Origin of the sequence: Vagococcus entomophilus (assembly GCF_003987595.1) — a bacterium.
In the GTDB taxonomy this organism is placed as follows: domain Bacteria; phylum Bacillota; class Bacilli; order Lactobacillales; family Vagococcaceae; genus Vagococcus_E; species Vagococcus_E entomophilus.
Genome location: NZ_NGJZ01000002.1, coordinates 388,770 through 411,623, shown reverse-complemented (window position 1 = coordinate 411,623; position 22,854 = coordinate 388,770). Strand labels below are relative to the sequence as shown.

Annotated in this window: 26 protein-coding genes and 2 other annotated features (1 of these 28 cut by a window edge); of the genes, 8 read left to right on the top strand and 18 right to left on the bottom strand. The window is 35.7% G+C overall.

Translation table 11 applies throughout. The features are described 5' to 3' along the window. Positions 1 to 75, bottom strand: a binding site (T-box leader) (it extends 163 nt beyond the left edge of the window). 48 nt (positions 76 to 123) lie between these two features. Next, positions 124 to 369: a binding site (T-box leader), on the bottom strand. A 101-nt stretch (positions 370 to 470) separates the two neighbouring features. From CBF30_RS07925 to CBF30_RS07885, 10 genes are all read right to left on the bottom strand, one after another. Continuing rightward, positions 471 to 1,025 carry a MarR family winged helix-turn-helix transcriptional regulator gene (locus CBF30_RS07925; RefSeq protein WP_126824836.1) on the bottom strand — a complete coding sequence of 185 codons (555 nt, stop codon included), beginning with the start codon at positions 1,023 to 1,025 and terminating at the stop codon, positions 471 to 473. Between the two features lie 391 nt (positions 1,026 to 1,416). After that, positions 1,417 to 3,141, bottom strand: a complete 1,725-nt coding sequence (locus CBF30_RS07920) for a hypothetical protein (RefSeq protein ID WP_126824833.1) — start codon at positions 3,139 to 3,141, stop codon at positions 1,417 to 1,419. Between the two features lie 403 nt (positions 3,142 to 3,544). Further along, on the bottom strand, positions 3,545 to 4,759 hold the full coding sequence (locus CBF30_RS07915; protein ID WP_126824830.1) for an MFS transporter: 1,215 nt from the start codon (positions 4,757 to 4,759) through the stop codon (positions 3,545 to 3,547). Then, on the bottom strand, positions 4,729 to 6,060 hold the full coding sequence (locus CBF30_RS07910; protein ID WP_126824827.1) for a radical SAM/SPASM domain-containing protein: 1,332 nt from the start codon (positions 6,058 to 6,060) through the stop codon (positions 4,729 to 4,731). Before CBF30_RS07910 ends, CBF30_RS07915 begins: the two co-directional genes overlap by 31 nt. Positions 6,061 to 6,108: 48 nt before the next feature. After that, positions 6,109 to 6,243: a hypothetical protein gene (locus tag CBF30_RS12080; protein WP_281273604.1), complete on the bottom strand. Its 135-nt coding sequence runs from the start codon at positions 6,241 to 6,243 to the stop codon at positions 6,109 to 6,111. A gap of 882 nt (positions 6,244 to 7,125) precedes the next feature. Beyond that, positions 7,126 to 8,199: an ABC transporter substrate-binding protein gene (locus CBF30_RS07905; RefSeq protein ID WP_126824823.1), complete on the bottom strand. Its 1,074-nt coding sequence runs from the start codon at positions 8,197 to 8,199 to the stop codon at positions 7,126 to 7,128. Beyond that, the gene (locus tag CBF30_RS07900; protein ID WP_126824820.1) at positions 8,196 to 9,026 is read right to left on the bottom strand and encodes an ABC transporter permease; all 831 of its coding nucleotides are present in this window, start codon (positions 9,024 to 9,026) and stop codon (positions 8,196 to 8,198) included. Before CBF30_RS07900 ends, CBF30_RS07905 begins: the two co-directional genes overlap by 4 nt. Beyond that, on the bottom strand, positions 9,023 to 9,838 hold the full coding sequence (locus tag CBF30_RS07895) for an ABC transporter permease (RefSeq protein ID WP_126824817.1): 816 nt from the start codon (positions 9,836 to 9,838) through the stop codon (positions 9,023 to 9,025). Before CBF30_RS07895 ends, CBF30_RS07900 begins: the two co-directional genes overlap by 4 nt. Positions 9,839 to 9,847: 9 nt before the next feature. Next, entirely contained in the window at positions 9,848 to 10,903 is a 1,056-nt protein-coding gene (locus CBF30_RS07890) for an ABC transporter ATP-binding protein (protein WP_126825544.1), read from the bottom strand. A gap of 69 nt (positions 10,904 to 10,972) precedes the next feature. Further along, positions 10,973 to 11,515, bottom strand: coding sequence for a helix-turn-helix domain-containing protein (locus tag CBF30_RS07885; protein WP_126824814.1), 543 nt, complete (start codon positions 11,513 to 11,515; stop codon positions 10,973 to 10,975). Positions 11,516 to 11,714: 199 nt separating this feature from the next. On the opposite strand from CBF30_RS07885, the gene CBF30_RS07880 reads away from it, so the two are divergent. From CBF30_RS07880 to CBF30_RS07865, 4 genes are all read left to right on the top strand, one after another. Continuing rightward, positions 11,715 to 12,473, top strand: coding sequence for a phosphopantothenoylcysteine decarboxylase domain-containing protein (locus CBF30_RS07880; protein WP_126824811.1), 759 nt, complete (start codon positions 11,715 to 11,717; stop codon positions 12,471 to 12,473). Positions 12,474 to 12,493: 20 nt separating this feature from the next. Further along, entirely contained in the window at positions 12,494 to 13,033 is a 540-nt protein-coding gene (coaC, locus tag CBF30_RS07875; protein WP_126824808.1) for a phosphopantothenoylcysteine decarboxylase, read from the top strand. Between the two features lie 20 nt (positions 13,034 to 13,053). Further along, a complete protein-coding gene (locus CBF30_RS07870; RefSeq protein WP_126824803.1) occupies positions 13,054 to 13,680 on the top strand; it encodes an ECF transporter S component in 627 nt (208 codons plus the stop codon). 77 nt (positions 13,681 to 13,757) lie between these two features. Next, complete coding sequence (locus CBF30_RS07865) at positions 13,758 to 14,357, top strand: ECF transporter S component (protein WP_126824800.1); 600 nt, start codon at positions 13,758 to 13,760, stop codon at positions 14,355 to 14,357. Positions 14,358 to 14,392: 35 nt separating this feature from the next. Here the strand turns inward: CBF30_RS07865 and CBF30_RS07860 are convergent, their stop codons facing one another. The 4 genes from CBF30_RS07860 to murB form a co-directional block, all read right to left on the bottom strand. Beyond that, entirely contained in the window at positions 14,393 to 14,899 is a 507-nt protein-coding gene (locus CBF30_RS07860) for an Asp23/Gls24 family envelope stress response protein (RefSeq protein ID WP_126824797.1), read from the bottom strand. A gap of 1 nt (position 14,900) precedes the next feature. Beyond that, positions 14,901 to 15,119 (bottom strand): DUF2273 domain-containing protein, encoded by a 219-nt coding sequence (locus tag CBF30_RS07855; protein ID WP_126824794.1) that lies wholly within the window; start codon positions 15,117 to 15,119, stop codon positions 14,901 to 14,903. A 12-nt stretch (positions 15,120 to 15,131) separates the two neighbouring features. Next, positions 15,132 to 15,713: an alkaline shock response membrane anchor protein AmaP gene (amaP, locus tag CBF30_RS07850; protein WP_126824791.1), complete on the bottom strand. Its 582-nt coding sequence runs from the start codon at positions 15,711 to 15,713 to the stop codon at positions 15,132 to 15,134. 167 nt (positions 15,714 to 15,880) lie between these two features. Next, positions 15,881 to 16,798, bottom strand: a complete 918-nt coding sequence (gene murB, locus CBF30_RS07845; RefSeq protein WP_126824788.1) for a UDP-N-acetylmuramate dehydrogenase — start codon at positions 16,796 to 16,798, stop codon at positions 15,881 to 15,883. A gap of 171 nt (positions 16,799 to 16,969) precedes the next feature. Here murB and CBF30_RS07840 point away from each other — a divergent pair, with 171 nt between their 5' ends. Further along, the gene (locus CBF30_RS07840; protein WP_126824785.1) at positions 16,970 to 17,725 is read left to right on the top strand and encodes an exodeoxyribonuclease III; all 756 of its coding nucleotides are present in this window, start codon (positions 16,970 to 16,972) and stop codon (positions 17,723 to 17,725) included. Between the two features lie 43 nt (positions 17,726 to 17,768). Then, positions 17,769 to 18,302: a 3'-5' exonuclease gene (locus tag CBF30_RS07835; protein ID WP_126824782.1), complete on the top strand. Its 534-nt coding sequence runs from the start codon at positions 17,769 to 17,771 to the stop codon at positions 18,300 to 18,302. Between the two features lie 103 nt (positions 18,303 to 18,405). Here the strand turns inward: CBF30_RS07835 and CBF30_RS07830 are convergent, their stop codons facing one another. From CBF30_RS07830 to CBF30_RS07815, 4 genes are all read right to left on the bottom strand, one after another. Then, positions 18,406 to 18,930, bottom strand: a complete 525-nt coding sequence (locus CBF30_RS07830) for a GNAT family N-acetyltransferase (RefSeq protein WP_126824778.1) — start codon at positions 18,928 to 18,930, stop codon at positions 18,406 to 18,408. Then, positions 18,927 to 19,352 carry a tRNA (adenosine(37)-N6)-threonylcarbamoyltransferase complex ATPase subunit type 1 TsaE gene (gene tsaE / locus CBF30_RS07825; RefSeq protein WP_126825541.1) on the bottom strand — a complete coding sequence of 142 codons (426 nt, stop codon included), beginning with the start codon at positions 19,350 to 19,352 and terminating at the stop codon, positions 18,927 to 18,929. The genes CBF30_RS07830 and tsaE overlap by 4 nt, the downstream gene beginning before the upstream one ends. A 150-nt stretch (positions 19,353 to 19,502) precedes the next feature. Continuing rightward, positions 19,503 to 20,483 (bottom strand): phosphate acetyltransferase, encoded by a 981-nt coding sequence (gene pta / locus CBF30_RS07820; RefSeq protein WP_126824775.1) that lies wholly within the window; start codon positions 20,481 to 20,483, stop codon positions 19,503 to 19,505. 135 nt (positions 20,484 to 20,618) lie between these two features. Beyond that, complete coding sequence (locus CBF30_RS07815) at positions 20,619 to 21,305, bottom strand: uracil-DNA glycosylase (RefSeq protein ID WP_126824772.1); 687 nt, start codon at positions 21,303 to 21,305, stop codon at positions 20,619 to 20,621. 123 nt (positions 21,306 to 21,428) lie between these two features. Here CBF30_RS07815 and CBF30_RS07810 point away from each other — a divergent pair, with 123 nt between their 5' ends. Beyond that, a complete protein-coding gene (locus tag CBF30_RS07810) occupies positions 21,429 to 22,298 on the top strand; it encodes a Cof-type HAD-IIB family hydrolase (RefSeq protein WP_126824769.1) in 870 nt (289 codons plus the stop codon). 23 nt (positions 22,299 to 22,321) lie between these two features. After that, positions 22,322 to 22,843: an LURP-one-related/scramblase family protein gene (locus CBF30_RS07805; RefSeq protein ID WP_126824765.1), complete on the top strand. Its 522-nt coding sequence runs from the start codon at positions 22,322 to 22,324 to the stop codon at positions 22,841 to 22,843. Positions 22,844 to 22,854: the final 11 nt, after the last annotated feature.

The window sequence follows — 22,854 nt, the reverse complement described above, 5'->3', positions numbered from 1 at the left end:
CTGCGCTACTCGTTCTCACCGTACCGAGCTCTCTTTAAACGTTTTTATACTTACTTTCCACTTCATTGTTTTTTGATATTTTATTAAATAAAAAAGCCCTTTTATCCAAATAATAAATTTGAATAAAAGGGCGTTGAATTTACGCGGTACCACCTTTTTTTAGAAGTATTCTGTACTTCTCTTATCCCAAGTCTTAATCGATTGATTGCAACTTGTCGCCTATGATAACGGGGACGTACCGGCATTGCTTACCTATCAGCAAATGCGTTCAAAAAGACCATCTTCCACAAAGCATCATTTATCCCTTTTCACCAAACAGGGACTCTCTAAAAAAGATAATTTATGTACTCTTCTTTTCATCGAACAAATATTGAATTGTCCTTATAATAATTGATTTTTTTTTAAGTGTCAAGCTATTTATTTGAAGTGATGAGTCTTGTCTCGCTTGGACCCGCTCCCATACTTACTGCTTAATTATGCTTTTTTCCTTTATGTACTCTTTTTTTATTATGATGTTTTGCTTTTTTGTGCTCGTCATCCAGCTTATATTCTACAGTATTTATGCCGTGTTGTTCCATCCAAATTGTGATTTTTTCTTTTGATTGCATAGATACTTTTTCCAATAAACGATTTAATTCTTTTTGTTCCTCATTGGTTAGCTCAGAAAAATAAAATTCTGTCCATTCGTTAGCCCGACTCTTTTTCTCTTGACTCATTTCTTTACCTGCTTTAGTCAACTTAATTTTCATAACACGCTTATCTTTCTCATCTTTTTCTCGTACTACATATCCTCCATCTTCCAATTTTTTAACTAATTCTGATACAGAAGATGGTCGAATATCCAAAAGTTCTACCAGCCGACTTATTGTCAATTCCTCTTGATTTTGAGTCAAAAGCTCTAAAACTTTTTTTTGCGCAAAAGCGTCTTGTTTTCTTCCCTTATTGTGCATTCTTTTTCCAATACGATGATGCTGATGAACAACTTTCTCTAAATTTTCACATAGGCTTTGAGTCAATTCACTCATCTTTATCCGCTCCTTTTTTTTTAGGTACCTAACTACAATCTATATTAGCATGCTTTCTTCTCAAAATCAACAAAAAAGATTCGGTACCTAACAAAAAACTTTCTAGATTAAAACTAGAAAATTCTTTTTTCATTTAAACGTTTTTCCTTTGCCTTTCACTATCTAGCAAACTTTATACAGGAATAGCACTCATCCCACAATTAATACGTTTTGTCGGCAATCATTTTAGTTGAAATAACTAACCTAAGCTACCAGACTGAAATGGTCCCAAAATCGTAGACTATAGCCACAACCAATAAATCAAAGGCAAGCACAATACCTAACATAGTAACTAAATCCTATGCAACGTATCCTCAATCTCAATATTTTTTCTCTTTTTTAGCCTTTCTTTTTACCTTCTGCTAATCAAATAAGTGGGTTTTCTCATGCATTTTTTCCAGATTTTGATTGCTATGTAAAGTAGCAATCCCCCCCAAGCAAATAAACTTAAAAGAATCAAAAATTTGGTTTTTTTATCCATTGCATACGTAACACGAACCTCATTGAGTCCTTTTTTGGGTGTAACGTAGAGTACTCCAATTGAAGATCGTTTTACCTCCTCATGTTTGAGCAAATGTTGATTTAGCCAAATTTGTGTATTTGCATAATCTACAATTGGGAGCATTACCTCTTTCCTATTATTGCTAACCCAGGTGAGAATCAACTCATTATTCTCAACCGTTTTTCTAACCTTTAGAGGATTTTCAATCACCTGTTTTTCATATTTAACATAAGGATCCTCTTTTTCATAACAAAAGCTAGAACTTTGGACAGGTAGATAATCTGGGGTTGCTTTGTACATGATTTGCAAAGGCGCCAGTAGTCCTTGGTTAAAAGAAGCTCTAATTTCATCTGGATCACGCTTTGAAACCTGTGCATACGAATCTTTAATCACATCCGAGGTCGTAAAGACTTTGGTTACTTGATATGTCGCAGTCAAACTGAATAGTAGCGACACAAGCGTTCCGATAAGAAGACCTTTTGTAAAGAAATCCTGTCTTTTCTTTGGGATTTCCTCAGCGAGCAACCCTGCCGATATTAATAAGAGCGCTAAAGCTGGGGCAAATAGACGTAATGGCATTTGCAAAATAGAAAGACCTTGGATGTTTGCAAACATCCAACTCCACGGAAGCAAATCGGTCGAACATATAAAAAATACACTTCCAACAATAAAAGTCATTTTCTGTGTTAATGTGGTGATTGTTCGGTAATAAAAGCTAGTTGCACCAATCATGAGCAAAAGCACTGCTAAAGGAAGCGTCAAATTTGTAAAGCCAAATGACCGGATACTCGCCTGCGCTGGATTTGAAAATAAAATAGGTCTTAAAATATGATCCTTCGTGTATAGTTCCAACATTGCTCCCCAAATATTACTCGTCAAAACAAGCGTAAGTCCCACCGCTTTGCTAACGGCCAAAAGTAACGTTCTCTTATCTTTTGTTTTTAAAAAAGCGACCACAAAGAATGCAATCAAAATCAAGACCAACTCGATTGCTGTCAAAAGATGGCTTTGTATCAAAATACTCATTGCAAACGTAAGCTCTAAGACATTCACTAGGTTTTTGCTGTTCACATTTCTTGTCATTCTAGTTGCTGCTGCTAATCCAAACGGTAGTAACGCTGCTCCAATGCCAATAAAATTAGTCCGTGTTGTAAATCGCAAAACACCACCTGTCGTACTATATAATATCGCTAAAATAGTTGCATTTTTTGTTGATACCTTATTTGTTTTAAGCGCATAATACATCGACAACCCTGCTACCGCACTATTTATTGAAATGGCAAGTAACTGAAATTTGAACCAAGACTGACAGACTAAGACAAGCGCCCCGTAAAAATAGGCTAAAAAAGGACTATACAAGGCATTTACAATCCGAGCAGACTGCGAAAAACCATACATAGAAATAAAATACTGAAAGTTATGGTTTTTCCATTGCATCGCTGTCTCATAAAACCGATTAAAATGGAATAATGTATCTCCAGATATCACGGTACTATGATGAATGATAAATGGAACAAGTAAAATATTTGGCACCAGAATTATCCAAAAAATCGGCCAAACTGATTTATTTTTCATTATTTTTCTCCTAAATTTTTACTATTTTTATCTACTTTAAACATCCACATTGATTATAACCAATCCATCTCTATTATAGCAATAAAATGTGGGATTTTTCATGAAAAAACCAAATAAGAATATTCATTTTCATATCACAAACTAAAAAAATTTTATAAACTAGCGCTGGTTGCTTGATTTTATTAATCTTAGTCAACAAAAATGTGCATACTTTTAATCGCTAAACTTTGCAAAAATATAAAACAAAAGACCCAAAGCCATATACATGATTTTGGATCTTCTATTTAAGTTTTCATCAATACTGTCTCCTACTCCGCTGAGCTTAGTAATTCTTGAAACTCACATAAACTTTGCCTCTAAAAAGGCATTCCACTAAAAAAATTATCTATTGAGTGGAACCACACTATGACTTGGTTCTCTTCTTTTTAGCTAATTGATTGATTGGAAAACTCAAGAATAGTAACACACCAAAAATTCCAAAAGTCTTATTATAACCGACTTTATCAATTCCATATCCAACTACTGGATCACCTACCGTAAAGAAGGCATTATCTAATAAGCTCGTAATAGAGAGCATAGTTGTTCGGTTATGAGAATCAATTAACTCATTCAGTTGTTTACTAATGATTGGTTGCAAAAAATCACTGATTGAAAAGGATAAACATATCAAAATGGACCAGTAAATCATTCCGTTGACAAACAATAATCCTGCTAATAAACAGGCTAAAACTAATGTTAAAAAAATAAACACATTATTTTTAATCAAATTGATAATCTGATCACTATTTCTAAGCAACAGGATAGAAACAATTTTTGATAATGCTATAATATACCCTGTAAACTCAACCGGCATGCCATTTCTTACTAAAATAGGAGAACTAAACTGATACAAATTACTAATTAAAAGAATGATCAGCGCTGAAAATAATGAAACGAAAATAAATGTTTTGTATGTTGACAGCATGGTGAATAAATGATGTTTGATTGTTTTTTTCTCTGTTTCACTTTTCGCTTTTTTCTCTTCTTTATAAATTGCCTCTTCGTTAATGAAAAAACTACTCAAAAATACGATTGTATAGATTAACAGTGACCATAAGTAGATATAGTTCCGATTTTTACTGTAAGCATAGGTCGCAATAATCGCGACAAAGATTGAGACGAAGATAACGGCACTACTGTTACTTGACAGAATTTTTCCATATTCTTTTTCTTTTTTCTCATATTTTAAGGAATCATATACAATTGAAGTATCAGTTCCACTGATAAAACAAGTAGCAACCGAAAAAATGACTTCTGCCACTACGATCTCAAAAAAATGACGACTCAAAAATAAGACCACTAAAAACACAATCGTTAAACCTTGGCCAATGATAAAATTTCGCTTTCTCCCCAAACGATCAGCAACCATGCCTAACGGTACTTCCAAAAAAGCAATAATTAAACTGCCGATACTATTCAGCGTTCCGATTTCTAAAAACGAAAGACCTTTGGACAGATAGATCAATGTAATCACCGGCCAAAGTAACACCGTCGCTTTCAATATTCGAATCCAATTGATCAACTTAACGTTGGTTGGAATTTCTAAACTCAACCTTTTCTTTCTTTTCTGATTAAACATCTTGGGTCTCCTTCCCCAAACATTTTTTGATTTTTAGATAAATTTACCATAGGACATCCACCATTACAAAAATGAACCAAGGAACATTTTAAGCATTTTTCATCTTCGGTTTTACCATACCGAATCTCACTTAGAAGTGCTGAATCGTCCCACACTTTTTTTATACTACTATCAAAAACGTTCCCACAAGAAAGGTCTTTATCCAAAAAAGAAATACAAGGAAACGAGTCACCATTTGGAAGAATTTCAAGCCTACTATTCCCAGCTTCACACCCATACGTTAATTTCTGATATTCAGATGTTACAATACTCCCATCTAAATTCTTATAAGTACTATAAATCATGCATCCTTCTACACAAAAATTTAAATTATCATATTGTGACATTCTTATATATCTCTCAAGCTCATCTTGAACATCAATAAGTGCTTTAAAGCTCGTCCAATCTGAATTAATATCATATTGATAGGCTAATGAATACTTCTCTACATTATTTTTATAACAAAAATCTACAATAGACTTCAAATCGTCAATTGATTGCCCAAGATATACAGTATTTATTCTTACTTTTTTATACTTACTAATCTCTGTCACAGTACTTACCCAACGCTGGATATTATGATTCCTCCCCATTACATCCCTATTAAATAAGCCTAAGCTTTGAATAGAAAAAATAGGCGTGACATACTGAGATGTCTGAATAAAATTTATCATTTTCTTATTCCAACACAGTCCATTACTTGTCATAGATGTTCTAATTTTTGCATTCTCTAAATAATTGACTAGTTTAAAAATATCATAATATAATAACGGCTCTCCACCCAAAATAGAAATACTTAGACAACCATCTTGAGTTGCTTGTTTAATTAAATCAAACCACTGAGTAGCACTCTTTTCAGCATATCGTTTATTCAATTTATCTCCAAGAAAACAAAATGAGCACTTCAAATTACACTGCAATGATGGATATATTGAAATTTCAAAAGGATAAGAAAGATATTTAGGCTTATCACAATTTTCTACATAGATGGGTAAATGCTCTTTTTTTATTTTATAAGATTTTTCTCCTTCCAATAACACTCCCATCTCTATAAATTTTTCTACATTGGGATAGTAATCAATACTGAAGTGTTCCTCTATACATTGAACCACCTCACTGACCTCATAACTACCTTTTGATAATATTTCTAAAAAGTAAGCATCATACTTATTAATTTCGTACCTAGTTAGATTAGATTTATTAACTAACAACCCGCCAAAAAACTCTTTTCGTAGGATAAATAATTTATTATTAAATTCCATAATTGCCTCCTAAATAGCCCTTACTCTTCGAGTAAGGGCTATTACCGTCTAAGATTTTATTTTCCAGCCGTCACCTTTTGAAAAAACTGCTCTATCAAATACTCCATTTTTCTCTTTTGAAGCTTGATTTTCAGAAATATTATTAATTTCTGATTTCACAATTTTTTTGTTATTTTTAAACATACTTATCACCTCCTAATAAATAAATATTATACTATATGTTAAATAAAAAAACAAATAAATTTATACAAAAAATAAATTTAAATATAAAATAATGATCGATAGAAACAAAACATAAACTAAATTTTAAATAATAAAAATATATTTTATATAAAAAATCATGTTAAAACCTTAACGATGTGAAATAAAATTTTATAGCTTGCATACTAAAATTATCTAATAAAAAAATACTAGCTTATTGTCTTTATTTTTGTTAGTTTAATGCGTTCTCAATAAATTTCACAATAATAGGAAATATATATAAATTCACTATATCTAATTTTTTTCGAGTCAAAATCTTACGTTAAAAATTTTGATGAATAAATCTTTTATTTCAAGGTGGTGAAACAATGATAAAGAGACAAAGTACAATTTCTCATTTCAATATGAAATCTTACATATTTGAGTAGTTACTCTACCTCATAATATTATGTCACCAATACACTTCTCAAAATTATCCTTAATTTCTTAGTTAAAATAATATAAGACGAAATAAAAACTAACTAAATTTGATAAAATTCACAGGATACAGCATTATTAACTAGAAAAAATCTAAATATTTATTTCTAACATTTTCAGCATTTCAAGTAGATGTTTTTACCTCCCTTTTTCTAACAAAAAAGCAATTTTTAACAATTTTTTTAAATAATGATTTTCTCTTAAAAAAATATATGTGCTTAACCCTATACACATCAAGCTTTCTAGCCAGAAATCTCTGGTAGAAAACTCAAAAAAAAGCGACGAAATCGTCGCTTTTGGTAGGATTTTGGAAAACTGACAGTAAAAACAGTAGCTTACTCTCCTGAATATTTGTTGATTTAACCCGTTTTTACTGAGTTTTCCACCCTATTTACGATACATTTTAAATTCTAAAAATAAATCATTGTACCGCTCAAGATTTTTACTGCCAAGATTTTTGTATACTTCTAGATTTGCCATTGTTTGATCGTCAGGATAAAATTGCTTATCCGCTGTAATTTTCTTTGGAAGCAAACTCACGGCTGCTTGATTCGGTGTAGAGTAGCCGATATATTCGGCATTCTGCGCAGCATTTTTGGGCTCTAGCATAAAGTTAATAAAGGCATACGCGCCCTTTTTATTCTTAACCGTTTTAGGCATGACAATGTTGTCAAACCATAGATTGGATCCCTCACTTGGAATGACATAATGCAAATGCTCGTTGTTCTCAAGCATCTCTGCTGCTTCGCCGGAAAAAGAAACCGCTACGGCACTTTCTTCATTGACCATATACATCTTAATCTCATCGGCAACGATTGCTTTGATATTTGGCGTTAGCAAATTCAATTTATTTTTAGCCTCTAGCAATTGCGTATGATTGGTACTATTTAAAGATTGCCCCTCGCTATTTAGGGCAAGTCCCATAACTTCTCTTGCACCATCAATCAACATTACATTGTTCTTTAGTTCAGGTCGCCACAAATCGTTCCAATGTTTGATTTTATCCGCTGAAACAAACTTGTCATTGTAGATAATCCCCAAAGTTCCCCAAAAATAAGGAATCGAATATTGGTTGTTTGGATCAAAAGACAAATTTAAGAAACGTGGATCAATATTGCTCAAGCCCTTAATTTTTGACTTATCTAATGCCACTAACATCTTTTCGTCCATCATTTTTTGAATCATATATTCACTAGGAATTGCAATATCGTAATTCGTTCCACCTTGTTTGATTTTAGTAAACATCGCTTCATTAGAATCAAATGTTTCATAGCGAACTTTATAACCACTTTCTTTTTCAAACTTTTTAATTAGGTCTGGATCAATATAGTCTCCCCAATTGTAGATGGTAACGGTGTTCTCACTTGAGAATCCTTGAGATTTTTTTAACTGTTGGCTACATACGAATAAAATCAAAATAATACTGATAATCCCAATCAATAATGTTTGGAGTTTTTTCATAGTAAATCGGCCACCTCGCTTTGCTCTTTTCGCCGTTTCTTTTGTTTTTTGGTTAAGTTATCTTGGCTCACAAAATAATAGCCAATCACTAAGAGCATTGAGAAAAGGAAAAGCAGGGTACTGAGTGCGTTGATTTCTAAATTAATTCCTTGACGTGCCCGAGAATAGATCTCGACAGAAAGTGTAGAAAAACCATTTCCTGTCACAAAAAAAGTAACGGCAAAGTCATCGAGTGAATACGTAAACGCCATGAAATAACCCGCAATAATTCCTGGTGCAATGTACGGGAAGATTACTTTACGTATCACGGCCCAATTTCCTGCACCCAAATCTCTCGCAGCATCAATCATCGAATCATTCATTTCTTGTAATTTAGGCAACACCATTAAAACGACAATCGGAATACTAAAAGCGATATGCGCCATCAAAACAGACGAAAATCCTAATTTTAAGCCTAAAAATGTGAAGAAAATCAAAAAGCTGGCTCCGATAATGACATCTGGAGAAACCATCAATATATTGTTTAAGCTAAGTAGGGTCGTTCTCATTTGTCTTTTCTTCGTATAATAAATTGCCATAGCCCCAAATGTGCCAATCAATGTCGCAATTAACGCAGATAAGAAAGCAAGCAGAAATGTAACTATCACAATTCCAAGGAGTCGAGTATCTTCAAACAATGTATGATAATGTTCAAGAGTTATCCCCTCAAAGTGGGTCATTGAACCACTCTTGTTAAACGAATAAAAAATTAGATAAAAAATCGGAATATAGAGTAACGCAAAAATTAGCAGCAAATAGATATTCGACCAACGCCATTTTTTTCTCATTTTTTCTTATGTCCTCCTTTTTTTCTTTTTTCACCCGTCAGCATCATGATTGCAATCATGGCCACAATGAGTACCACCCCAATTGTCGAACCCATTCCCCAGTTTTGTGTGACCAAGAAATGCTCTTCAATGGCTGTACCAAGTGTAATGACTCGATTTCCACCAATCAATCGAGTTAACATGAACAAGCTTAATGATGGAATAAAGACCGCTTGAACTCCACTTTTCACACCCGCTAAAGAAAGTGGAAATATTACCCGTCTAAACGTTTCAAAGCTACCTGCACCAAGATCTCGACTGGCACTAACAAGCGAAGGATTCAGCTCTTCTAGTGTGTTAAAAATTGGCATAATCATAAACGGAATCTCAATATAACTTGCGACAAAAATAAAACTAAAATCGGTAAACAAAATTTGCTGTTGTCCAATCCCAACAAAGGATAAAAACTCATTGATACTCCCATTGATACTGAAAATACCGATAAAGGCATAGGCTTTTAATAACAAATTGACCCATGTCGGTAAAATAATCAACATCAGCCAGAGCTGTTTATGTTTGGTTTTATTCAGTAAGTAGGCTGCTGGGTAACTGATGAGTAACGTTAAAACTGTAATCAAAAACGCATACCACACCGAATTTAGCGTCATTCTTAGATATGTTCCAGATGTAAAATAAGCATGATAATTTTCCAGCGTAAACTGCCCATTCATTCCAAAAAAAGACTGATAGATAATCAAAAGAACCGGAGTTACTACGAATAAAAGCAGCCACAGGATATAGGGAATGGAATAAATTCTTTTTGTGTTTGTCATAAGTGCCTCCTACTCTTCTTCGTAGCTTTCTAAACGAGCATCAAATTCTTCCTCAGATTCGCCAAAACGCATGACATGAATATCTTCTGGTTCAAAGAACAGCCCAACTTCACTACCCTCTTGTGCCTTTTTGGTTGAATGAACCATCCACTCATTTCCCTGGACATCCTGACAGATAATTTCATAATGCACGCCCCTAAAAACTTGCGTATCTACTCTGACTTTCAATTTCCCTTTTTCACTCGTAGTAATCGTCAAATCCTCTGGACGAAGAACAATTTCTACTGGTTCATTCTTTCTCATTCCACCATCGACACACTCAAATACGCTTTCTCCGATTTTCACTTGATTGTCTGCCACCATCACTCCTGCGACAATGTTACTCTCGCCAATAAAATCAGCGACAAAGCGATTAATCGGTTCATCATAGATATCGACAGGACTACCACTTTGAACAATCTCTCCTTTGTTCAATACAAAAATTTCATCACTCATAGCCAGAGCCTCTTCTTGATCATGTGTCACAAAAATAAACGTTATCCCCAAACGCTTTTGAAGCTCGCGTAATTCATACTGCATATCGGTCCTAAGCTTTAAATCAAGTGCAGAAAGTGGCTCATCCAAAAGTAACACTTCTGGCTCATTTGCAAGTGCACGCGCAATGGCCACACGTTGCCTTTGTCCACCAGACATTTCACTGATTTCACGGGTTTCGAAACCTGAGAGCTGAACCATTTTTAAGACATCTTGGACTTTTTGTGCAATCTCCTTTTTTGGTATTTTTTTTAGTTTTAATCCGAATGCCACATTTTCAAATACATTCAAGTGTGGAAATAGTGCATAGTCCTGAAAAACCGTATTCACCCGGCGTTTATTTGCGGGGATGTTGTTTATCCGCTTGCCTTCAAAAAGGATATCCCCATTATTTGTTTCTGCAAATCCAGCGATTAAACGTAAAATCGTCGTTTTTCCACATCCAGATGGACCTAGTAGCGTGTAAAATTTTCCTTGTTCAATCTCAAAGTTGATATCTTTTAATACAATTTCTCCGTCGTACTCTTTCATGACATGATGAAACTCAATAATTTTACTTATATCCTTTTTCACTTTTATTACTTCCCCCCGTTAATTACTTTATAAATACGAATTTGTTGCAACCAGGATCATTTGGGTTTCTCCTTGCTGCCGATTGAAGATTTGGTGTTGCTCTTTTGCACGGTAATAAATGGTTTCCCCTTTTTGAGCATAGTAAGACTTGTGCCCTAGCCTAACTTCTACACGGCCTTTTAGAACAAGCGCGAACGTATCGGATAAAGAAGGAGCAAACTGTTTGAACTCCCCATTTTTTTCAAATGTTAACAATATAGGTTCCATTTCATTTTCATTTGACTCTGGTACTAACCACTCAATTTTATAATTTTTTTCCTCTTCTACATAACAAGTCCGTTCTTCTAGACCATAAACGACTCGTTGTTCTTGCTTTTTGACTTGAAAGAAAACCGTCGGCTCACATCCAAGGACCTCTAGTAAAGAAAAAAAAGTTTCCATTGAAGGAGAACTAAGATTTCTCTCAATTTGTGAAATGTAGCCTTTGGTTAGATCTGTCCGTTCCCCAAGTTCTTCTTGAGTGAGCCCTTTTTGCACTCTTAAGTTTTTTAATCTTTCCCCGATATTCACTTGACTCGCCTCTTTATCTTTATTTATACTAAACAAAAGCAATCTGTAGTATACTAATAGTAAACAAATTGTTTAAGAAAACATTGTCAGTGTATCGTTTTTCTAAAACTTTTTCAAGTCTTTTGCCAATTTTTTTATTGGAATTTCTATTGTTTAATTACTAATTAAAACTGAGGTATTATATAGAAGGGAACTAACCATGAATATTTTAATAACTGCAGGTGGAACAAGCGAAAAAATTGATGCTGTTCGCTATATTTCAAATCATGCAACAGGACGTCTAGGAAAAATTATCGCATCTGTCTTTTTGGAACAAACAGACACCAAACTGACCTACCTGTGCTCCAAACAAGCGCAATACCCAGTAGATACACGTGCACGAGTCATTTTTATTGATTCTGTTACTGACCTTAAAGCACAGTTAGAGCATCTTTTGACGACAGAGAAATTTGATGCAGTCATTCATAGCATGGCGGTAAGCGATTATACTGTCACACAATCTTTTCCTTCAGAAGATTTGTTCCAACATTTTGCCCAACTGGGAGCAAGCGCACACTTAGCAGATAAAACGAGCGCACAATTGTTGGATTGGTTCAAGGAATCCTATCAAAGCTTTACTCCTAACGCTTTACCGAAAAAAATAAGTTCAAAATCCGCAGATCTATTTTTAGCATTGGAACAAACACCCAAAATCATCTCAGCAATTAAAAGCTTACAACCGCAAACCATACTGGTGGGTTTCAAACTTTTAGTTGGCACATCGGATGAACACTTAGTCAAAGTGGCCAACCAGCTGCTCCTAAAAAACCATTGTGATTATGTTGTTGCCAATGATTTAGAAACAATCCATGGCAAGGAGCATCATGCGTGGATTTTAGACGCAGAAGGAAATACTCAACACTGTTGGACAAAAGAAGAAATTGCGCAAAGTATTTTCCAAAAAATTTATTCAAAATAAAAAGGAGTTGTTTCTCATCTATGAAAACAATCGTACTAGGTGTAACCGGTAGTATTGCTGCTTATAAAGCGGCTGATTTAGTTAGTCAACTAACCCAAAAGGGCTACTTGGTCCATGTACTTATGACAGATAGTGCTACCAAATTTATTACACCACTGACGCTACAAACACTCTCTAAAAATCCTGTTCATACAGATATTCTAGTAGAGGAGGAGGCCAGCAAAATTCAACATATTGACTTAGCCAAAATTTGTGATTTATTCATCATCGCACCAGCCAGTGCTAACATCCTTGCAAAGTTAGCTCACGGCATTGCAGACGATATGCTTTCTACTACCGCACTGGCACTACCAAATATCCCCAAGCTTATTGCTCCTGCGATGAACACTACTATGTATCAACAGGCTATTGTTCAACATAATTTGCAGACTTTAGCATCCTTTGATTACCAAATAATTGAGCCCAAGGAGAGCTTATTGGCTTGCGGGGATTACGGCAAAGGAGCCCTAGCCGACCTTGACACCATACTTGCGACTGTTGAGGCACTATTACCACTATAAAAATTCCACAGGAGATCATTATGAAAACTCGTCATTTGACCTTTACCGCTATTTTACTTGCGATTCTTTTATTTTTAGCCTTTAGTCCTTTTGGGTTTATCCAGCTCGGAGTTATCAAGGCCACGTTGATTCATATCCCCGTAATTATGGCTTCTATTCTACTTGGTCCACGTTTAGGGTCCTTAATGGGTGTTGCTTTTGGATGCTGTAGTTTGGCTATCAATACGATGTCGCCGACCCTTTTGTCTTTTGTTTTTTCTCCATTTATCCCAGTTATTGGCACGCAACATGGTAGCGTACTTGCACTCATCGTCGCATTTATACCAAGAATTTTATTAGGAATCTTTCCTTACTATCTCAATCAGTCTGCAAAAAAATTATGGCAGGCAGATGCTCATCTTATAAAAACGCGTTTCTTTTTGATTGGCCTATTTAGTACCATGCTCCATACCATACTCGTCATGTCTTTTATCTTCATCTTATTTAGAGAGCATTACGCACAGGCCGTAAACATTCATTCAACTGCTCTTTTGCTCAAGGCTATTTTATCTATTGTCTTAACAAATGGACTTGCTGAGGCTATCGTGGCAGGGCTCGTTTGTGGAGCGAGTCTCCCTATTTTAAATAAATACGTTAAAAAAAAATAATCCTTTAAGCCTGATTCTTGACAAGAATCTTTAAAAAAAGTATTTTATATGTACATTGAACGTCGAAGGAGATAAAAATGACAAAGCAAAACAAAACTTTTCGTTTGACCATTCGCGCCATCCTAACAGCTATTATCATTATTCAAGCCATGATTCCTTTTCTTGGATTTATCCCACTAGGCGTCATCAGCCTAACAATTATTCACATTACCGTGATCGTAGCAGCTATTGTCCTTGGAGTAGGCGATGGCATGTTTATTGGACTGGTCTGGGGAATTTGTACAATGATACGTGCTTATGTTTCGCCAAGTACACCAATCGACACACTTGTTTTTACCAACCCACTGGTCTCGGTTATCCCACGTGTATTAGTCGGACTCGTTGCGGGAGGAACTTTCCGTTTGCTTTATAAAAAAACAAAAAAAGTAGCACTATCCTCTGTCTTTTCAAGCATACTTGGAACGTTGACCAATACAGTACTCGTTCTGCTCATGATGGGGCTACTCTATACCAGTCAAGTAGCCAACATGTATCAAGTTGTACCAAGTGCATTAGCTAAGACACTCGGCGCACTAGTTATTGTCAATGGAATTCCAGAGATGGTTGCAGCAGCAATCATTACACCACTCATTGTCAAAGCCTTATTTTCAGCTACTTCTTTACAGCCACCTAAATAAAAAAAGCTTGGACATCTAGATGTCCAAGCTTTTTTTTATTGAACGCGATTTTCATCCAATTTTTTCTTTGCTTCTTTTTTGGTTGAATTGTATGTAGATTTCACTTTATCAGCAGAGTTATCTAGTACTTCTGATGTTTTTTCTTGCAAACTTACAGAATCTTCTTCGTGTTGTTGTTTTGATTTTACATCAATAACATTGACGTTGACTTCGACAACTTCTAAACCAGTCATTTTTTTAACGTTTTCTTTAATGACTTTACGAATAGAATCAAATAATTCTGGAATATTTCTGCCATATTCAACGACTACATTTAAATCTACCGCTACTTGTTTTTTGCCGACTTCGACATCTACACCTTTTGTTACATCATCTGTATCAACAAGTTTTTGTGTAAGATTTGAGAAAAAGCCTCCGTCTACAGTTAGTAAGCCTTCTACCTTTTCAAGCGCGATTCCAACAATTTTTTGAACTACTTTGTCTTCAAAGGTTAATTCACCTTTAATTTCAGTATTTTGTACTTGTTTATTTGTTTCTACCATATCAATTTTCTCCCCTTTGTATCCATTTATTTATTATATCTCTCAATGAAAGGTGACGCTCTTTACAATAACCAACACCATACCCAATCATTGACAGAATGATAACCAAAATTGTTTGCCAAAATCCAAATATTACTAGTAAAAGAGCCAGAACAAAGCCGATTAATAAGCCAATGACACGCTCTTTATATTGTGTAAATAATGATTCCATGTCTTTCATCAACCCTTTCTATTAAACCACTCTCGTCCCTTGTTTTTTTGTTGCTTCCTTTTTGGCTTTGGGTTTGGCTTTGACTAGCACGTTCAAGTCTACATTCTCACTATGAACCCCTAACATATTTTCTAAGAGATGTTCTACTTTGTCTGATAATCGTTCACTTTTTCCTGGAAGATCCGACATTGAATAAGCAGATCCAGAAATTTTACAACTAATTTTTTGACGTTTATTTGAGAGTTTAACATTAACTTGTGGGTTTTGTAAAAAATGAAGCTCTTCTGCTTGTTGCCTCACCAATGAGCGAATAGCAGCAGCTTGAATCACCAACTGCCCTTCTGAATTTTTCAATAAAAATTCTTTTTCTTTCTTTTTTGCAAATAAACTTATCAGTAATAAAACAATAAAATAAACAAATAGCAAAATCGAAGCCCAAAATACGAAATACGTCACATATTCACCGATATATTGATACTGCGTTAATGGCAAAAATATCACATTAAACGGACTAGCACTCTGTGTTGCTGTAAAAGAAAAGAGCGAAACAACTATCCCTATAAGTGCTATACAAAATAAACTAACTTTATTTACCTTTTTCATCCAACCCCTCCTCCGTTCATAAAATATTCCCTAAAGCCATTATAAACATATAAAATATTTATATGCAAATAATATACTTGGAAAAAAAATAGCCTAAGACATAACTTAAAAGTTATGTCTTAGGCTATTAGTATTCGAGTGCTCATCGGCCGCAAAATCAACTCCATTTATTTCTCAGAGTTAAACACTTCATTCCCAATAATTCGGACCTCAGTTTCTAATACGACACCAAATTGAGCAAGTATTTCCTTTTGAATATGTGCAATCAACTCAATATAATCGGTTGCGGTAGCATGATTGATATTAACAATAAATCCCGCATGCTTTTCTGATATTTGCGCTCCTCCCCAGATAAGCCCTTGCAAACCCGCATCTTGAATTAATTTGCCGGTAAAATGGCCCTCTGGACGTTTAAACACACTACCACATGAAGGATACTCCAACGGTTGTTTGGACTCTCGCAAATCAGTCAATTCATCCATCTGCGCTTTCATCTTCTGTGCTTCACCCTTTTCAAGGACAAAAGTAGCGCTCAACACCACTCCATGATTTTCTTGTACAACGCTATGTCGATAAGAAAAATCCAGTTCCTGATTTGTAAACGTACGAATCGTCCCATCTGGAAGAAGAACTTCTGCTGACTCAAGTACATGGGCGATTTCCCCACCGTAAGCTCCTGCGTTCATAAACACAGCCCCACCAATACTACCAGGAATGCCGCACGCAAATTCCAATCCAGAAAGAGTATGATTTAAGGCTTCGTAAGACGTATCAATCAATTTAGCCCCTGCTAAAGCAGTCACCTGATTTTCCAGTACCATCACTTGATCTAAACGATTCAACATGATGACAATTCCTCGAATACCACCATCTCGTACAATGAGGTTGCTTGCATTGCCTAAAACTAGCCAAGAAATGTTGTTCTCACGAGCAAAATCAACAATCTGTTTCACTTCATCTTTATCTTTTGGAAATGCAAGGACTTCTGCTGGTCCACCTGTTTTAGTATAGGTATAATTGGCCAAAGGCTCCTCAAAAAGCATCTGAATGGGAGCAAGTACCTCTTCTATTTTCATTTGATTCATCGCTCAAAATCCTCTCTTTTAACATCTCATTTATTCTAACACGACAGAGATAGCTTGAAAAGCCTCCTCAATTTCAAAAGCGCGATGTTTTTTAGAAAATCATTAAATAGATACCTATTTTTTTTATTTTTAGGTACAATAGAGATAGAAACGAAGAAAGGTGGCACCAAGATGAAATGTATCTCATGGAATGTTAATGGTTTGCGTGCCTGTGTAAAAAAAGGCTTTTTAGATAGCTTTAATGAGTTAGATGCGGACTTTTTCTGTCTTCAAGAAACCAAATTACAAGCAGGTCAAATTGAGCTTGATTTGCCTGGCTATACTCAGTATTGGAATTACGCTGAGAAAAAAGGGTATTCTGGAACGGCAATTTTTGCAAAAGAACCGGCTCTAAATGTATCATTAGGAATTGGTAAGCAAGTTCACGATACAGAAGGTCGTGTTATTACACTCGAATATCCTAAATTTTATTTGATTACTTGCTACACACCAAATTCTCAGGCTGAACTAAAAAGATTAGAGTATCGCATGCAATGGGAAGACGATTTTTTGGCTTATTTAAAAGAGCTAGAAAAAGAAAAACCCGTGATTTTGTGTGGTGACTTAAATGTTGCGCATAAAAATATTGACTTAAAAAATTGGAAAACAAATCGTAAAAATGCTGGATTTACTGACGAAGAACGGGGAAAATTTTCAACTTTTCTTGATAGTGGTTTCATCGATACTTTTCGTTATTTTTATCCAGATCAAGAGCATGCTTACTCTTGGTGGAGCTATCGTTTTAACGCGAGGAAAAACAATGCCGGATGGCGGATTGATTACTTTTGTGTTTCTGAAGCATTAAAACCTTATCTGCAAGATGCGAGTATTTTTGATCAAATACTCGGCAGTGATCACTGTCCTGTTTCTTTAACAATAGATCTTTAAAAAATAGTGACCTTTGTATCCAAAAATATAAGGAGGAGTTCAATTGAATTTTATTGCCATGGATTTCGAAACGGCAAACTTTCAAAAATATAGTGCCTGTTCGCTTGCACTCGTTTTTGTCCAAAATAATCAGATTGTCGATCGTTATTACTCGTTAATCCAACCAGAAACAGACTTTCATTGGCGAAACATTAACGTGCACGGTATTCGCCCCGAACAAGTGAAAGATGCACCAAAGTTTCCTGAAGTTTGGGCCAAAATCGCACATTATTTCAAACCCAACCATCTGATTGTCGCTCACAATGCAGCATTTGATTGCAACGTTTTAAAGGGCTGCCTCGACTACTACAATCTAGAACAGCCCCATTATCTCTCTCTATGTACAGTAAAAACTAGTCGCAAGCTGTATCCCAATTTTGCAAATCACAAGCTTAACACAGTGTGTCAAGAGTTAGCAATTCCTTTAGAAAATCATCACGATGCATTAGAGGATAGTCTTGCTTGTGCGAATATTTTACTCACTCAACAAAAACAGTTTGGTGATGTGGCACTTAAACCACTTGTCAAAATGATTTAGTTTGTTGAACTCTGCTGCTTTACTCAGTCATTTCGAACTTTTATCGCAAAAACACAAGCAGCAAATCAACTGATTTGACTGCTTGTGTTTTTGCTTTGTGTTCTCAATCAATCAGTAGACGCATTAGTTCCACATCTAAAAATTCACCGTCATCTGTTTTAGCCCCTCTAGGCATCACTGCTTCTGATACAAACCCAATTTTACGATACAAATGAATCGCACGTTTATTTCTTTCTTGAACGGTTAACTCTAAACGTTTGATCACACCACTTTGATTCGCCCAGTCGATGATTTCTTCTAATAATTTCGTTCCAAGTCCGTATCCCCAGTATTTTTCTACAACACTAATGCCAATTTCCCCAATGTGCTCCACTCTTTTTTTAAAAGAGGCCTTAACTGATGCTGTTCCCACAACTTCATCTGCAATTAGCGCAATCAATAATATGTTATTTGGCGACTCATATAAGCGAGCCAAATGCTCTTTTAGTTGCTCCTCTGTCAACTCCAGCCCCTTTTCATCCATGACTAGATATGGCGTTTCTTGTCCTACTTGTTTCATAACCTGACTAATTTGAGCCGCATCGCTCGGTATAGCTTCTCGAATGATCACATCTATTGCTTCACTCATACCGTTTTATTTCCCCCTTCATCTATACTTTCTTGCCATGCTCTTATGCGTTCCAATGCTTGGCTACCTTGATGCTCAATCTTCAACATACGCTGATTTTCTTTTGCTTCTATCTCAATTTTTATATAATTTTCTGGAAGTTCTTCCGGGATCAATTCCCCCCACTCTACCACACACACACCTGCACCCGAAAAATATTCATCCAATCCTAGCTCTTCTGCACCTTCTGCCACACGATAAACATCCATATGGTACAGTGGCAATCTACCTGTTTCATATTCTCTAATGATTGTATACGTCGGGCTTTTGATCATCTCCTTAATCCCTAAGCCTTTGGCTAAACCCTTGGTAAAAGTTGTTTTTCCAGCACCTAAATCTCCAGCTAACACTAAAACATCTCCTGCCTGAAGAAATGTTCCCATTTCTGCTGCAAACTCTAACGTGGCTTTTTCATTTGGTAACTGATATTCGTTCACGATTGTTCCTCCACAAAATTATTTACCATTAAGTATACAATTTCCAATAAAAAAAAGCCACTAGCGAATAAAATTCGCTAGTGATTATTTTCAAGACTATCCTAGTAATGTTTGTGCCGCAGTAATAATGGATAATTTGTATACATCTTCCTCGTTACATCCTCTAGATAAATCGGAAATTGGTTTGTTCAATCCTTGCAAGATTGGACCAATTGCTTCAAAATTCCCTAAACGTTGCGCAATTTTATAACCAATATTTCCAGATTGTAAATCTGGGAATACAAAAACAGTGGCCTCACCAGCAACACTGGAGCCTGGTGCTTTTTGCCCAGCAACAGAAGATTCATACGCCGCATCGAATTGCAGTTCCCCGTCAATATCGTATTGTGGTGCTAGCTCTTTAGCAATCCTTGTTGCTTCACTAACTTTATTGACCTCTTCTGAGGCAGCAGAGCCTTTCGTTGAAAAACTCAATAATGCTACTTTCGGATCAATATCAAATAATTCTGCAGTTCGAGCACTTTCAACTGCAATCTCTGCTAAGGATTGAGCATCTGGATTAATATTAATCGCACAATCGGAAAACAAATATTTCTCTTGGTCACGTCCACGAACCATTAAAAACGCTCCGCTAGTCCGTGAAACACCTGGCTTCGTCTTGATAATTTGTAATGCTGGTCGAACAGTATCCCCTGTCGAGTGGATGGCACCACTGACCATGCCATCTGTTATGTCTAAATAAGTCAACATCGTCCCAAAATAGTTAGGATCGCGTAGTAAAACTTTTGCTTGGTCTTCTGTAACTTTTCCTTTTCTTCTTTCTACAAAAGCTGTGACCATTTTATCAAATTCATCATAGTGGTTTGGGTCGATGATTGTTAATTCATCTGTATTAAAGCCACGACTTTTGGCTATTTTTTCAATTTCAACTTTTTCTCCAATCAAGATCGGTTCAACAAGCTCTTCTGCTTTTAAACGAACCGCAGCGCCAAGCACTCGGGCATCTGTTGCTTCTGGAAAAGAAATTTTAATTTTTTTACGAATGATTTTAAATTTTAGTCCATCAAAAAGTTCCATGATAGCGCCTCCAAATATTGTTTGTATTTACTACTTACTATACACCTTTTCTTAAAAAAAGAACAGTTTTTTTTATCTGTAGCAGTTGAAAAATAAAGGATGAGAGCAATTACATTTAAAAAACAAACGTAAAATTTACTCTTCGACTGTTTGTGGTAATTGCCAGTCAATTGGTTGTTCTCCCAATTTTTCTAGCGCTTGATTGGTCTTAGAGAAAGGCTTTGACCCGAAAAAGCCTCGATGAGCGGATAATGGACTAGGGTGTGGCGCAGTCAGAACTATATGTTTGGCTTCATCGATCATTTTACGTTTTTCTTGCGCTGGTTTCCCCCACAAGATGAACACAACGGGCTGTTCTCTTTCATTTAACTTTTCTATGACAGTATCGGTTAAACTTTCCCACCCTTTCCCGCGGTGAGAGTAAGCTTGACCATTCCGAACAGTTAAGACAGTATTTAGCAATAAAACTCCTTGTTTAGCCCATTTTTCAAGGTAGCCATGCTTCGCAGGTTTACACCCCAAATCAGACTCTAATTCCTTATAAATATTCACAAGCGAAGGTGGAATCTTCACTCCAGGCTTGACCGAAAAGCTCAAGCCGTGTGCTTGATTTGGTCCATGGTAAGGATCTTGTCCCAAGATTACGACTTTTACTTTTTCAAAAGGTGTCCATTCAAATGCTTCATATATATGATACATATCTGGGTGAATCCATTCATTTTGATACTCTTCTTTTAAAAAGTTTCTCAAATCGAGATAGTATTCTTTCTGGAATTCCTCATGCAAGATTTGTTGCCAACTATTATGTATAATCGTCTTCATTGCTTCACTCCTTTTTTACTAGCATACTAAAAACAAGTTATAGAAACAAGAGGAATTCAGTCGCTTGATTCTATAAAAAGTAGTATACTAAAAAGGAAATAACCTTTAGGAGGATCATTTTTTATGATTGGATTAATCGCATCAGATATGGATGGCACATTGTTAGATGAACACATGAGCATTTCAAAAGAAAATGCTGCTGCAGTAAAAAGAGCGTTATCAATGGGGATTCACTTTATGGTAGCCACAGGTCGAGGCGCAACAGAGGCACTACCTGCTCTTGAAGAAGTCGGAATCAAATGTCCGATGATTACGGGAAATGGTGCCCAAGCATATGATGCAGAAGGACAGACTTTATTTACTTTTAGCATTGAAAAAGAAAATGTCCAACAAATTATTCAGATATTAAAAGAAAATCAGCTCTATTTTGAAATTGCCACCAACAAAGGTGTATACTCAGATAATCAACCTCAGAGAGTAGAAAATGCTGCGACAATGATTGCGAGTAGAACTCCAGGCCTTTCTTATAAAATGGCGGTGGCCCTCTCTGCAGCCCATCTAGATTTGCTGCATATCATCTACATTAAGGATTATTTAGACCTATTAGAAGATCCAACGATTGAAGTCCTAAAATTTATCGTATTTAATGAAGAGGGGCAAAAAGTGTTACAGCCCATCGCCTCACAAATCTCAAAACTCGATAATATCTTTGTTACCTCTTCTTACCCAACCAATATTGAAATTAACCATGCAATGGCTCAAAAAGGCATTGCTGTAAAAAAAATGGCTGAAAAATATGATATTCCATTGGACCAAGTCATGACGATTGGCGATAACTTTAACGACATTTCCATGCTACAGATTGCAGGAGTTAGTTTTGCAATGGCAAATGCTGAACCTGAAGTCAAAGAGCAAGCCAAATATCTCACACAGACGAATATTGAAAATGGTGTTGGAAAAGCTATTATCCGTGCCATAGAAGAATCTCTCTAGCATTATAAAAAGGAGGAACTACGATGTCTGAATTTTATGTTTCCCAACCTGCTCTCTCGCAAAACACACGTACTCTCATAAAAAATAGTCAAGGAACTCCTCTTTTTTTAATGATTGGGCGTTTCGGAACTAGAGGAGACGTACTCTCTCTTTACAAAATGAATGGTGATTTAGCTGCAAGCATCAAACAAACCACCTTTGCCCCAAGCGCAAGTTTTGATTTGTACTTAGGTTTTGAAAAAGTAGGCTCTATGAGGCGGATTTTTAATTTTCCAAGTGATTTTTATTATATTAGGCAATTAAATTGGGCAGCAGTAGGAAACATTCCCGAGCATCATTACGCTATTTTCCATTTACATCAAAAAGTGATGACTATGCAAGAAGTTCTTTTTTCAAATGGGACTTATTGCGAGCTTTCTATTCAAGATGATCAAGATGCTCCACTTTGCATCTGTGTTGCGGCTGTCCTTAATTATTGGGTGCTTAATCGGAAAAAAAACTTTTTGAAATTAGGCTATCGTGCGCTACATCTAGATCCCTTATAAAAAAGAACCAA